This is a genomic window from Streptomyces sp. NBC_00568 (assembly GCF_026341855.1).
Taxonomy (GTDB): Bacteria; Actinomycetota; Actinomycetes; order Streptomycetales; family Streptomycetaceae; genus Streptomyces.
Window position 1 is genome coordinate 7,027,269 of sequence record NZ_JAPENW010000001.1, and the last position, 12,760, is coordinate 7,040,028.

Here is a 12,760-nt window from a genome sequence, read left to right on the forward strand (position 1 = left end):
CGGGGCACGGGGCGGCCCGCGGAACACGGCGCGCGGTCGGCGTTCAGACCTCCGCCGCCGACCGCAGACCGTCGCGCAACTGGTGCAGACCGCGTCGGGAGTGGCTCTTGACCGTGCCCAGCGGCAGGCCTGTGCGCTGCGCGATCTGCGTCTGCGTGAGGTCCTCGTAGAACGCGAGATGCAGCACCCGGCGCTGCGGTGTGGGGAGCTTGGCCAGCTCGTGCCGGACCAGGACACGGTCGAGCGCCGCTTCGGGCCGGGCCCGGGTGTCGTCGGCGAGGACCAGGAGCGCGCCGGCCGCGCCGACCAGCTCGGTGCGCCGGGTGCGCGCGGACAGCGCGTCGGCGATCTTGCGCCGGGTGATGCCGACGAGCCAGCCGGCGAGTGTGCCGCGCTCCGGGCGATAGCCCCGCCCGCCCCGCCACACGGCGAGGAACACCTGCTGGGTGACGTCCTCGGCCTCGCGCGAATCGCCCAGCGAGCGCCGGGCGAGCGTGTGGACGAGGGGGGCCCAGCGCCGGTACGCGGCGGCGATCGAGGCCTCGTCCCCGTCGATGATGCCCCGCGCCAGGTCCGCGTCCGCGATCGCGTCCGTGATCGTGTCCGCGGGCTCGGCGGTCCGCTGTTCGACGGTCGGATCTGCGCTCATGGCCACGGCTCCTCGCTCCGGGCGCCTCCTGCGGCGGGCCCCGTGAACCCATCGTGTGAACGATGGGACAGAGGCGACAACTCGCATCGTTTCTGCGTCGTATAGTCGCCGTATGGGTGAGAGCCGGACGGATCAGGGGCGGGGACCGGGCACAGGATCCGCCGAGGCCGGTGTCACCACCGGTGCGCTGGCCCGTCGCCTCGGAGTCTCACCCACCACCCTGCGGTCCTGGGACCGCCGGTACGGCGTGGGGCCCGCGGTCCGTTCCGACGGACGGCACCGCCGCTGGACGCCCCAGGACGTCGCGATGCTCGAGGAGATGTGCCGGCTGACCTCGGCGGGAGTGCCGCCCGCCGAGGCGGCCAGGGCCGCGAAGGGCGGGGCCGACCCGGTCGCGCCCGAGGCCGATGCCCCGCCCGGCCAGGACGATCCCCGTTCGCGCGCGGCCGGAGCGCTGCCCCTCGGTGACGCCCGGCAGGAGTGCAAGGGTCTCGCGCGCGCCGCCGTACGCCTCGACGCGCCCTCGGTGGACGACCAGTTGACCTCGCTCGTCACACGGCACGGCGTGGTCGTCGGCTGGGAGGAGGTGATGGTGCCGACCCTGCACGCGGTGGGGCGCAAGTGGGAGTCGGCCGGGGACCGTTACGTGGAGGTGGAGCACCTGCTGTCCTGGCACATCTCCCGGGTGCTGCACCGCGCCCCCGGACCGGCGGTGCCCGGAGTGCCGGCCGCCGGCACGGGACCCGTGGTGCTGGCCTGCGTGCCGGGCGAACAGCACTGCCTGCCGCTCGAGGCGCTGCACGCGGGGCTCGTCGAACAGGGCCTGCCCACCCGGATGTTCGGCCCCGCCGTGCCCCCGGAGGCGCTGACCACGGCGGTGCGGCGGCTCGGGCCGGTCGCCGTCGTGCTGTGGTCCCAGACCCGTTCCACCGCCGACCGCCCGCTGGCCCGGCACATCGCCGCCACCACCTGGGGCGTCAAGGGCGCACGCAGCCATCCCGCCGTCCTCCTGGGCGGCCCCGGCTGGGCCGGACGCGCGGAGCCGGGCATGCTCCGGCCGCCGGGACTGCGGGACGCGCTGACCACGCTGGCGGGTCTGGCCGGCGGCTGAACGGGCCGAGGCCCACCGCTCCGCCGCGCGCACGGGTCCGCAACCCCGCGCGCGCGGCCGGAGCCACCGTCGCCGGTGCCGATCAGCCCACAGTCGGCGTCGGAGAGGGCTTCGTGGCGGCGCCGCTGCCTGCGGGCGGCGTCAGGACGACGACCGGCTCGCCGGGCTGCGGCGCGGGCGGCGTCAGGTTGTCCTTGGGCACCTTCGGGAGGGTCGTCTCCTGGATGATCACCTGCTCGAAGTCGACCAGCCCGGTCTTCTCCATCACGGTGATGTGGTCCAGCACGGTGTCGTTGGCCTGGTCGGCGAGCTGACGTACGAGGGCGTTCTCGGTCGTGGCGCGGATCTTCGCGACGGTCGAGAAGATCTGTCCGTGCGTGATGCGCAGGATGTTGGCGAAGTCGGTGTCGAACTTCTTGCCGCTGTCCGCGCTCAACGTCGCCACGAAGCCCTGCTGTTGCGGGGACGGCTTGTTGGGCAGCGTGATGCCGAGCTGTGTGGCGATCTTGCGGCTCGTGTCGTCGAGCCCCGCATGCCCCGAGATCAGGTGCTCCCCCGCGGTGCGGACCGCCGGTATGGTCCCCTTCTGCAGGGCCAGTTGCCCGACCGGGTACTCCCACAGTCCCGCCGCGCGCACCTTGACGACGAAGTCGCGGTCGGCCTCGGTCAGCGGCCCCGAGGACGGATTGGCGATGATGCGCGTCGAGGTGGTGGACGCGGTGGACACCCCCAGCATGGCCGGATAGGCGAGCGCGGCGAGGGTCAGGGTCAACGCGCCGGTCACGAAGAGTGTTCCCGCGTTCCGTGCAATGCGCATTGAGCAGCCTCCTGGGGGCGGGGCGGCGCTCCGGAGCCGTTGACTCCGGGCCGCGCGGTGGATCCGGTGCGGATGGATCCGGTACGGGTGGTTCGGACGACCACATGTACGGCGTCAGGCCGGAAAGAAATCTCTACTCCGGGTAAAATCCCGGAAGTTCTGCCCGGTCGCCGAGTCTCCCGATCACGGCCGCTACGCCTGGTCACGGCCGCGACGCCCGGTCCCGGTCCCGGCCGCGACGCCCGGTCCCGGCTCCGACGCTCAGTCGCGGCCCCGGGCCTTCTTGAACCGGGCCAGCCCCTCGGACAGATCGACGATCGGGTCCGGGTAGTCGAAGGCCGCGCGGTCCAGGCCCCGGAGCTTCCACGGCTCGTGCACGGCACGCCCCGCGAGCCCCGCCAACTCGGGCACCCAGCGCCGGACATACGTGCCGTCCGGGTCGTACTTCCCGGCCTGGATCACCGGGTTCAGGACGCGGTTGGGCCGGCTGTCCGTGCCCGTTCCCGCCATCCACTGCCAGTTGAGCTGGTTGTTGGCGACATCGCCGTCCACCAGCAGGTCCAGGAAGTGCCGGGCCCCGACCCGCCAGTCCACGTACAGCGTCTTGGCCAGGAAGCTCGCGGTGAGCAGGCGGCCCCGGTTGTGCATCCAGCCCTCGTGCCGCAATTGCCGCATCGCCGCGTCCACCACCGGATAGCCGGTCCGCCCCTCCCGCCACGCCTCGATGTCGTCCCGCGCCTCGGCGGCCGAGCGCCAACGGTCGTGCTGGGAGCGGTAGTCGGCGGCGGACGCGTCCGGCCGGGCGGCCAGCACCTGGTGGTGGAAGTCCCGCCACGCCAGCTGCCGTACGAACGCCTCGGCGCCCGGACCGCCCGCGGCGGCCGCCCGGTGCACCAGCTCGACCGGCGACAGCGTGCCGAAGTGCAGGTGGGGGGAGAGCCGGGAGGTGGCGTCGCCCGGCAGGTCGTCATGGCGGTCCTCGTACGCCCCGATCCCGCCCCGCAGCCAGGCCGTGACGCGCTTCCTGGCCTCCGTCTCACCGCCCGTGGCCAGCCCCGGCGACACCCCGGACACCCCCGAGCGGGACGGGACCTCCTCCGAGCCGACGCCCTCCGGCACCCGGACGGCCCGGGGAGCGGCGACCACGTCCCGCAACGGCTGCCGCGCCCACTGGCGGTGGTAAGGCGTGAAGACGGCGAAGTGGTCGGAGGACGCCGGGGTGACCGCGCCCGGAGCCAGCGCGGTGATCACCGTCTCGTGGACGTGCAGTCGGCACCCCTCCGCCTCCAGCGCGGCGCGCAGCCGCTCCTCCCGGCGGTGCGCGAAGGCGCTGACCCCCGCCGCCATGTGCACCTCGTCGGCGTCGGCCTCCGCGACCGTCTTGGCCACCTCGGCCACCACGTCGCCGGAACGCACCACCAGGCGGCCGCCGCGCTCCCGCAGCCGTGCGTCCAGATCCGCCAGGCAGTCGGCGAGGAAGGCCATCCGGTTGGGAACGGTGAACCCGGCCTCCGCGACGGCCTCGTCGCGGACGAACAGCGGCACCACCGCGTCGGAACCGTCGAGGGCGGCCCGCAGCGGCGGGTGGTCGTGCAGCCGCAGGTCCGAGGTGAACAGGACGACAGAGATGGTCATGGCGTGGCTCCGGGGCAGGTCCGCGAGGGGTACGGCGTCGATCTGCTTCGTCTCGGCCGGCTCCCGCGGATGCGGGGTCAGCGGGTGAGCGCGGGTTCCTCCCGCCCGGCGGGCGCGTTCTTCACGGCGGCCTTCGCGATGTTGCGGGCCATACCGCCGAACACCACGGAGTGGAACGGCGAGACGCTCCACCAGTACAGGTGGCCGAGCAGCCCGTGCGGATGGAACAGGGCACGCTGGCGGTAGCGCGTACGCCCGTCGTCCGTCACCTCGGCGTACATCTCCAGCCAGGCCAGACCCGGCAGCCGCATCTCGGCGCGCAGCCGCAGCAGTTGACCCGGCTCGATCTCCTCCACGCGCCAGAAGTCGAGCGAGTCGCCGACACGCAGCCGGGCGGCGTCCCGGCGCCCGCGCCGCAGCCCCACCCCGCCCACCGCGCGGTCGAGCCAGCCGCGCACCGCCCAGGCCAGCGGGAAGGAGTACCAGCCGTTGTCACCGCCGATGCCCTCGATCACCCGCCACAGCGCCTCGGGCGACGCGTCCACGGTCAGCTCGCGGCGGTCGGTGTAGAGACTGCCGCCGGCCCAGTCGGGGTCGGTGGGCAGCGGATCACTGGACGTCCCCGGATACGAGGCCGACGACCAGCGCGTGGTCACCTGGGCGTCACGCACCCGCTGGAGCGCCAGGGACACCGACGAGTCGAAGCCGATCGGCCGTCCCGGGGGATCGGGAACGTACCGGACGATGTCGTGCTCGCGGCACACGACCTCGTGGCGCAGCGACTCGGTGAGCGGCCGCGCGATGGACGCGGGCACCGGGGTGACCAGGCCGACCCAGTGACTGGACAGCCGGGGCGTGAGCACCGGCACCGGGAAGATGAGCCTGCGGGGCAGCCCGGCGATGACCGCGTACCGCCGCATCATCTCCAGGTAGGTGAGGACCTCGGGACCGCCGATGTCGAACGCGCGATTGACCTCCGCGGGCATCCGGGCGCTGCCGACCAGGGTGCGCAGCACATCGCGTACGCCCATCGGCTGGATCCGGGTGTGCACCCAGCTCGGCGTCACCATCACCGGCAGCCGCTCGGTCAGATAGCGCAGCATCTCGAAGGAGGCCGAGCCGGAGCCGATGATCACCGCGGCGCGCAGCACGGTGGTCGGTACCCCCGATTCCAGCAGGATGCGGCCCACCTCGGCCCGCGACCTGAGGTGCGGTGACAACTCCGCCTCCGGTACGCCCGCGGGGGTGAGGCCGCCCAGGTAGACGATGCGCCGCACACCCGCCGCGCGGGCCTGCTCGCCGAAGATGCGGGCCGCCCTGCGGTCGGTCTCCTCGAAGTCGTGGCCCGTGCCGAGGGCGTGCACGAGGTAGTACGCGACCTCGCACCCGTCCATCGCGTCGGCGACGGATGCGGCGTCCGTGACGTCCCCGCGCACCACCTCCGCCTCGCCCGCCCAGGGGTAGTCGCGCAGCTTGGCGGGGGAGCGGGCCAGACAGCGCACCCGGTAGCCCTCGGCCAGCAGTTCGGGGACCAGCCGTCCGCCGATGTAGCCGGTCGCACCGGTCACCAGACACCTCGGTCCGGTGGGGGCGTCGTCGCTCATGGGTCCTCCGTCGGTGCCGCCGTCGCCCCCGCTGTCCGCCCCCTCCTGATCCCTTCCCCGTCGGCGCCCCCAGCGGATGCGCCGTACGGGACGGCCTGGCGCGAGACGGCCGTACGGGGGACAGGCCGCGGACTTCTATAGGCTGATCGCGTGGCCAGACGAGACGACCGTGACGACCGGACGGGTGACCCGGACCCCGACGCGGGCCGGGAGCCGGAGCGTGCCCCGGTGACGGATCTCCAGGCCTTCGCGGTCCAGCTGCGCCGCATGAACGGCGAGATCAACCGGCTGGTCCACGGCTTCGCCGGGGAGCACGGTCTGCACGCCACGGACGTGCAGGCCCTCGCCGCGATCCTCGACGCGCCCGAGCCGCTCACGCCCGGCCGGCTCCGCGAGCATCTGGGACTCACCTCGGGCGCGGTCACCGCGTGTCTGGACCGGCTGGAGCGCGCGGGCCACATCCGGCGCGTCCGGGAGAGTCCCGACCGCAGAGTGGTCCACCTCCACTACGTCCCGGATGCCAAGTCGGCCGCGCGCGCCCACTTCCGGCCGCTCGCCGAGGTCACCGCGAGCGTGCGGTCCGGCTTCAGCGAGGACGAGCTGTCGGTGGTCCTCCGCTTCCTGACGGAGATGAACGAACACCTTTCCGGCGTGCGTTCCCCGGGGCGCTGAACCCGTCCGTCCGCGGGAACGCCCCGACGGCCGCCTGCTCCTGTCGTCGTTTCCCGGCTGCCGGTGTGTCACGGGTCGTGGGTCCGGTCGCGGTCCGGTGCATCCGGAGGGGTGCCGGGTCCGGAAGCGAGGGCGTGGTCTACGATCTGGGCGCAAGATATCTCAATGATTGAGATTCTTTATTATTGAGATACCTGTCCCACCTGCCCGTGAAATCTGGAGAGCGATGTCCATCACCCCGCGACGGGCCCTGTGGCTGATCCCCGTCGTCCTGCTCGTGGCCTGGCTCGGCATCGGAGGCACTCTCGGCCCCTACGCCGGCAGACTCGGCGAGGTCGCCACCAACGACCAGGCCGCCTTCCTGCCGCGCAGCGCCGAATCCACGAAGGTGGTGGCCCAGCAGCGCGCCTTCCGGCAGGCCGAGACGCTGCCCGCGATCGTCGTCTGGACCGTGGACGGCGGCGGTTCCGCCGCCGGGGCCCAGCGGTCGGCCGCGAGCGGAGCGCTCGCCTCGCTCACCGGCGCCCCCGGCGTGGTCGGCCGGGCGTCCCCCGCCCTGCCGTCGCGGGACGGCAAGGCACTCGAGGGTGTCGTCCAGCTCAGGCCCGACCTCGGCGAGAAGCTCCCCGACGCCATCGAGCGCATCCGCACCGCCGCCGAACGCGTCCCGGGAACGACCGCCCAGGTCGCGGGACCGGCGGCCAGTCAGGCCGACCTCTCCGACGCCTTCGCCGGAATCGACGGCCTGCTCCTCGGAGTGGCCCTGGCGACGGTCCTGGTGATCCTGCTGCTGGTCTACCGCAGCGTGCTGCTGCCCTTCCTCATCATCCTCGGGGCCGTCTTCGCGCTGGGCCTGGCCTGCGCCGTCGTCTACGTCCTCGCCGACCACGACGTCGTCCGCGTGGACGGTCAGGTGCAGGGCATCCTCTCGATCCTCGTGATCGGCGCCGCGACCGACTACGCCCTCCTGCTGACCGCCCGCTACCGCGAGGAACTCGCCCTGCGCGCCGACCGGTTCACGGCCGTCCGGGCCGCGCTCCGGCAGTCCTGGGGCGCGATCGTCGCCAGCGCCGGAACCGTCGCCCTCGGACTGCTCGCGCTGCTGCTCAGCGACCTGACGAACAACCGGGCGCTCGGCCCCGTGGGCGCCATCGGCGTGGTCTGCGCCGTCCTGAGCACGCTCACCTTCCTGCCCGCCGTCCTGGTGCTGCTCGGCCGCGCCGCCTACTGGCCCGCCGGTCCCCGCCCGGCGGGGAACGCGCGGACCGGCAGCGGCATCTGGAACCGGGTCGCGGATCTGGTGGACCGCGCGCCGCGCAAGGTCTGGGCGATCGCCCTGGCCGGGCTCCTGGCCTGCGCCGCCTTCGCGCCCACCCTCTCCGCGAAGGGCGTCCCCCTCGACGAGATCTTCGTCAACGACGCGCCGTCCGTCGCCGCGCAGGAGACCCTCGGCCGCCACTTCCCCGGCGGCTCCGGGAACCCCGCCGTGATCATCGCGGACGCCGGCAGCGTCACGCGGGTCACGGCCGCGGCGCGTGCGACGGAGGGTGTCGCGTCGGCCGCCGCGGTGACGGCCTCCGGGCAGCCCGGCGAGGGAGAGCCCCGGGCCGTCGACGGCCGGGTGCGTGTCGACGTCACCCTGCGGTCCGCCGCGGACAGCGACGCGGCCAAGGAGACCGTCGCGCGGCTGCGCGAGGCGGTACACGCCGTGCCGGGCGCCGACGCGCTCGTCGGGGGCTACACGGCCCAGCAGTACGACACCCGGCAGACCGCCGAACGCGACCGCACGCTCATCGTGCCCGTGGTCCTCGCCATCATCCTGGTCATCCTGATCGGCCTGCTCCGCTCGCTGCTGATGCCGGTCCTGCTGGTGGCCACCGTGGCGCTCAACTTCCTCGCCACCCTGGGCATCTCGTCCCTCGTGTTCCGGCACGGATTCGGCTTCACGGGCACCGACGCGTCCGTGCCGCTGTACGGCTTCGTGTTCCTGGTGGCTCTCGGAGTCGACTACAACATCTTCCTGATGTCCCGGGTCCGTGAGGAGTCGCTGCTCCACGGGGTGCGCCAGGGGGTGCTGCGCGGACTCGTCGCCACCGGCGGAGTGATCACCTCGGCGGGCGTGGTGCTGGCCGCGACCTTCGCCGCCCTCGGCGTGATCCCGCTGGCCTTCCTCGTGCAGATCGCCTTCATCGTCGCCTTCGGCGTCCTGCTCGACACCCTGGTGGTCCGCTCCTTGCTGGTGCCCGCCCTGGTCCGCGACATCGGCCGCCGCGCCTGGTGGCCGGGGACGCTGAGCCGCGAGCCGGAGCCCGGGCCCGTGCCCCGCGAGGTCGAGCGCGTCGGGGTGTGAGAGGACCGGCTTCACGGAGGGCGGATGCGAGAGGCCCGGGTGTGACGGGGCCCCGTCGGACGGCCCGGGTGTGACTGGGCCGTGAAGGAGAGGGTCCGCCCGCGCGGTTCGCGCGGGCGGACCGTCCGTGTCCGTCGCCGAGTCCATGTCCGTGCCCATGTCAGTGCCAGTGCCCATGCCCGTGTCCGAGTCCAAGGCCAAGTCCGTGCCCGGCGCTGTCGACGGACGGCGAACAGACCTGACATGTCTCGGAGAAACCCGGGCAAGCGGATCCCACGGGACTCGTCGCTCCGGGTCCGAGGTCACAGCTGGAGGTGTCTGCCGCCATGGGCACAAAGGTGCTGGAACGATTTCCCGCAGGGGCTCCGCGTGGATCCTGGACCGCGGAGGAGTACGCGGCACGACGCCGTACCGAGGGACTGGCGGCGACGGTCGTGATGGACCTGAAGTCGGACGCCTTCCTCGTGGTCGTCCCGATCGGCGAAGAGGACTGATTCCGCGTCGCCGTTCCGATCGGGGACGCGGACCGAGGCGGACCCCGCGCGGTCGGGCCGGCTCAGCGGCTCGCCCCGCCGCCGACCGGAGCCAGTGACGCACCGTTCTCCAGACGGGCCGTCACGCCGGGACGGGCGTCCTCCGGAGCCCGCACGGCGAGCGTACGGCCGTCCGTCCGGGCCGTGACGGCGCCGCTCACCTCGATACGGGTGACGGCCCGGCTGCCGGCGGCGAGCAGATACCAGTGACCCGCGAGTGAACGCCAGTGGGCGGCGGCCACCACATGCTGGCCGAACCGGCCGCAGGCCGCGGTGGACCCGGCCCGCACGACCTCCCGGGCCGGTGCGGAGGGCGAGGAGGCGGGGGCGCGCAACAGCACCCGCACATCGCCGGGACCGCGCCACGTGGCGGCCCGGGTGCACACCCACACGGCGTGTCCCCCCTTCTCCGGCAGATCCTGCTCGGCGAAGTCCCAGGCGTTGACCGCCCGGACCCCGGCGCCGCGCAGCCGATCCAGCCCGCACGCCATGCGGGCCCAGGCGACCAGCGCGGCCGGGCCGGTCGCCTCCCTGGGCTGCCGCGCCGGAGGAGTCCCGTGCCCGGGCAGCGGGGTGTACGTCAGATGGACCGGCGACAGCTCGCCCAGGTCGGTCAGCAGGAACGCGTGCTTCTCCACGATGCGTTCCGAGGAGCGCAGCCGGAGCACCGGCCGACGGTCGCAGGCCGCGCCCGCGGCCGCGGTGGCGACCGGTGCCGTGACCCCGTCCCGGGCGACGTCGACCGGCCGGGACGGAGAGTCGGGACGCGTCAGGTCGCGCGTCCGTGTCTCGGCGATCCAGGGGGCGAGGAGAAACCTCGTCCCCCGGGCGCCGCGCCCGACGACCAGGGCGGCGGCGGTCGTCACATCCGCGTCGTCGGTCCGCGCGAGGGCGAGGGTGCCGTGCCCCGGCGCGTGGAGCGGCTCGCTGTAGCGCACCACGCGCCGGCCGTCGTGCAGCAGGACCACGGCGTCACCGTCCACGTTCCCCGCGTAGAGGAGCTGGGGCGCGTGCGGCGGCGCGTCCATCGGTGTACCCGCCGTCGTGGTGACGTGCCCGGCGCGGGCCGGCCGGGCCCAGCTGGACAGGGCCCGGGCGAGCAGCTCCGGGTCGTCGGCGCGGGCGCCGCGCGCCGGCCAGGCGGTGAAGTCGACCCGCGCGGTGTCGGCCCAGGAGTCCCGGGGTGTGCGCACGAGGTCCGCGGGGCCGGGCAGGGTCGCGCCCGCGGGGGTGTCGCGGGTCGACGGCGGCGCGGCACCCGGGGCGGAGACCGCCAGCAGCACCCCGGTGAACACGAGGGCGGACAGCGCGCCCCACAGGAAACGGACACGGCGTCGGCGGCGCAGCAGATCGGTGGGCCCGGTCTGCACCGTGCAGGCGTCGAACTCCCGTGACCCGAGCAGCGTTCGGGTGGCCCGGCCCGCGGACTCGGCGAGCCGGGTCGCGGAACCGAGAGCGCCCTCGGGGTCGGTGACCCCGGCGGCGCGGAGCAGCGTCGCGATCGCCGCATCGGTTCGTTCGTCCACGCTGCGCAGGACGAATGCGGCGCGCGCGGCGGCTGTCGAACCCGCCAGAGCCCGGCCCAGCGCGAGGTCGTCCGCACCGCCCGCGCGCGGGAACAGCCGTAACCCCCATACGACCGGCAGTACGGGCAGCAGGGTGCGGGGTGGCGGCAGCCGGTGGGGCCAGCCGCGCGGCGGACGCTCGTACGCGATCGCCGAGCGCAGGACGCGGCCGCGCAGCCGGTCCTTCTGCGTGGCGGAGGGGCGGCCGGTGCCGCGCGGTTTCGGCAGGTGAGGCCCGGGGTCCCGCTCGCGGGAGCCCGGCAGTGAACGCTGCACGAGCGAATGGGCCACGAGGATGCGCCGGTGCTTGCTCAGTGAGGGAGGCAGCGTGAGGTACGCGAGCCGCACCAGAGCGCCGTACTCCTCGAAGAGGGCGGTCTCGGCCCGGTCGAGTGCTGTCCTGCCGCGGCGGGCCGATCGCGGAAGCAAGGGGATGGGCATGGAACGAATGCCTTCCGAAGGAGCTGACGTCGTGTCACGCCGATCCGTCAAACGAGTGACTCTTCGGATGGTCACAGGACGGGCCGTGCCGGGGCCCGGGGCGGGGTTCCTCGTCGAGGTCCGGAGCGCGGGTCCCGCTCGGGGCAGGTGAGAGGTCCCGCCGGGGCCGGGACGTACGTCTAGCCGGGCAGCCGCACCGCCTCGCCGGCCGCGTCCCGCACGCACGGTCCGGAGTGCGGCTGCCGCCGGGGCCCGGAGCGGGGCGCTCGGCGGGGCGTGATCATGCGCCGGTTGCCCGCGGTTGCCCTTCCGCGCCACGGATCACGCCGCGGACGTCAGCGCGCCGCCGAGCTCCCCGGCTCTCCGGACGAACGCCTCGTGCAGGTCCTGGGCCGCTCGCGGTACCGAGTCGGCCCGTCGGCGCCGCAGGATCAGCAGGACCCGTGTCGCCTCGTCGGTGAGCGGCCGGTGGGTGATCGCGCCGCACCTCTCCAGCGGATCGCCGATGACGCTGAAGTCGGGCAGCACGGTCGCGCCCAGTCCCTCGGCGACCATGAGTTTGCCCATCTCGGCGCCGTCGGTGGAGTACGAGAAGCCGGGTTCCCGGCCCTCCAGGAATCGGTGGACGTACCGGTGCATGACGTACCCGGAGCGCATGGCGATGAGCGGCTCATGGCCGGCGAGCAGGTCCTCGGCCGACACCGACGACAGGGACGCCAGCGGGCTGTCCGGTCGCACGCACAGCACCGGCCGTCCGCCGAGGAGCCGGGTGGACTCGAACTCCGCGGGCAGATCGTCGCCGTCCAGATGGTTCACCAGGCCCAGATCGAGGCCGCCCTCGGACAGCGTGCGGTGGATCTCCGCCTGCTGGGCGCCGACCACCTCCACCTGCGTCAGCGGATGCGACACGCGGAAATCCCGGACCGTGGGGATGAGCAGCGGCACGGTGGCCGCGTTGACCGTGCCGACGCGGACCATCCGCCGGACGCGGTGCTGCTCGCCCGCCGCGCCGCGCAGCCGGTCCACGGCGTCCAGCACATCGACGATGTGCGGGAGCAGCTCCCGTCCCTCGGCGCTCATCCGCGCCCCCGACCGCTTGCGCTCCAGCAGGTCGACCCCCAGTTCGCGTTCCAGGTTCCGCACGGTCTCGCTCAACGCGGGCTGGGACAGATGGAGTTCCTCGGCGGCCCGCCGCAAGGACCCGAGCCGTGTTACCGCCGCGATGTATTCCAGCTGCTCTATTCGCACACCGGCAGAATGCCGCCGCCGCGCGAACCGGTTCAAGGGTTTCCCTGTCACGCCCTCGTGAAATGCGGCGGTCCGGGATACGAGACCGGTCCGCCGTTCCTTGACTGCCCGGGCCGGGGGCTGCGACGATCGACG

10 protein-coding genes are annotated in these 12,760 nt (G+C 73.8%); 4 read left to right on the forward strand and 6 right to left on the reverse strand.

The genetic code is table 11. The features are described 5' to 3' along the window. Positions 1–43: 43 nt before the first annotated feature. The gene (locus OOK38_RS30555; protein ID WP_266755290.1) at positions 44–649 is read right to left on the reverse strand and encodes a sigma-70 family RNA polymerase sigma factor; all 606 of its coding nucleotides are present in this window, start codon (positions 647–649) and stop codon (positions 44–46) included. A 112-nt stretch (positions 650–761) separates the two neighbouring features. Between OOK38_RS30555 and OOK38_RS30560 the strand changes: the two genes are divergently transcribed. Continuing rightward, entirely contained in the window at positions 762–1,760 is a 999-nt protein-coding gene (locus tag OOK38_RS30560) for a MerR family transcriptional regulator (RefSeq protein WP_266755289.1), read from the forward strand. Between the two features lie 82 nt (positions 1,761–1,842). On the opposite strand, the gene OOK38_RS30565 is transcribed toward OOK38_RS30560, so the two are convergent. From OOK38_RS30565 to OOK38_RS30575, 3 genes are all read right to left on the reverse strand, one after another. Then, positions 1,843–2,577, reverse strand: coding sequence for a DUF4142 domain-containing protein (locus tag OOK38_RS30565; RefSeq protein ID WP_266755288.1), 735 nt, complete (start codon positions 2,575–2,577; stop codon positions 1,843–1,845). Between the two features lie 261 nt (positions 2,578–2,838). Continuing rightward, entirely contained in the window at positions 2,839–4,212 is a 1,374-nt protein-coding gene (locus tag OOK38_RS30570) for a deoxyribodipyrimidine photo-lyase (protein ID WP_266755286.1), read from the reverse strand. A gap of 77 nt (positions 4,213–4,289) precedes the next feature. Next, positions 4,290–5,816: an SDR family oxidoreductase gene (locus tag OOK38_RS30575; protein WP_266848992.1), complete on the reverse strand. Its 1,527-nt coding sequence runs from the start codon at positions 5,814–5,816 to the stop codon at positions 4,290–4,292. 228 nt (positions 5,817–6,044) lie between these two features. On the opposite strand from OOK38_RS30575, the gene OOK38_RS30580 reads away from it, so the two are divergent. From OOK38_RS30580 to OOK38_RS30590, 3 genes are all read left to right on the forward strand, one after another. Further along, complete coding sequence (locus OOK38_RS30580; protein ID WP_266765545.1) at positions 6,045–6,488, forward strand: MarR family winged helix-turn-helix transcriptional regulator; 444 nt, start codon at positions 6,045–6,047, stop codon at positions 6,486–6,488. Between the two features lie 226 nt (positions 6,489–6,714). After that, the gene (locus OOK38_RS30585) at positions 6,715–8,838 is read left to right on the forward strand and encodes an MMPL family transporter (protein ID WP_266755283.1); all 2,124 of its coding nucleotides are present in this window, start codon (positions 6,715–6,717) and stop codon (positions 8,836–8,838) included. A gap of 326 nt (positions 8,839–9,164) precedes the next feature. Next, positions 9,165–9,332: a hypothetical protein gene (locus OOK38_RS30590; protein ID WP_266755282.1), complete on the forward strand. Its 168-nt coding sequence runs from the start codon at positions 9,165–9,167 to the stop codon at positions 9,330–9,332. Between the two features lie 62 nt (positions 9,333–9,394). Here OOK38_RS30590 and OOK38_RS30595 read toward each other — a convergent pair whose 3' ends face one another. Beyond that, positions 9,395–11,377, reverse strand: a complete 1,983-nt coding sequence (locus OOK38_RS30595) for a hypothetical protein (protein WP_266755281.1) — start codon at positions 11,375–11,377, stop codon at positions 9,395–9,397. A 321-nt stretch (positions 11,378–11,698) separates the two neighbouring features. Further along, the gene (locus OOK38_RS30600) at positions 11,699–12,625 is read right to left on the reverse strand and encodes a LysR family transcriptional regulator (protein WP_266755280.1); all 927 of its coding nucleotides are present in this window, start codon (positions 12,623–12,625) and stop codon (positions 11,699–11,701) included. Positions 12,626–12,760 lie beyond the last annotated feature (135 nt).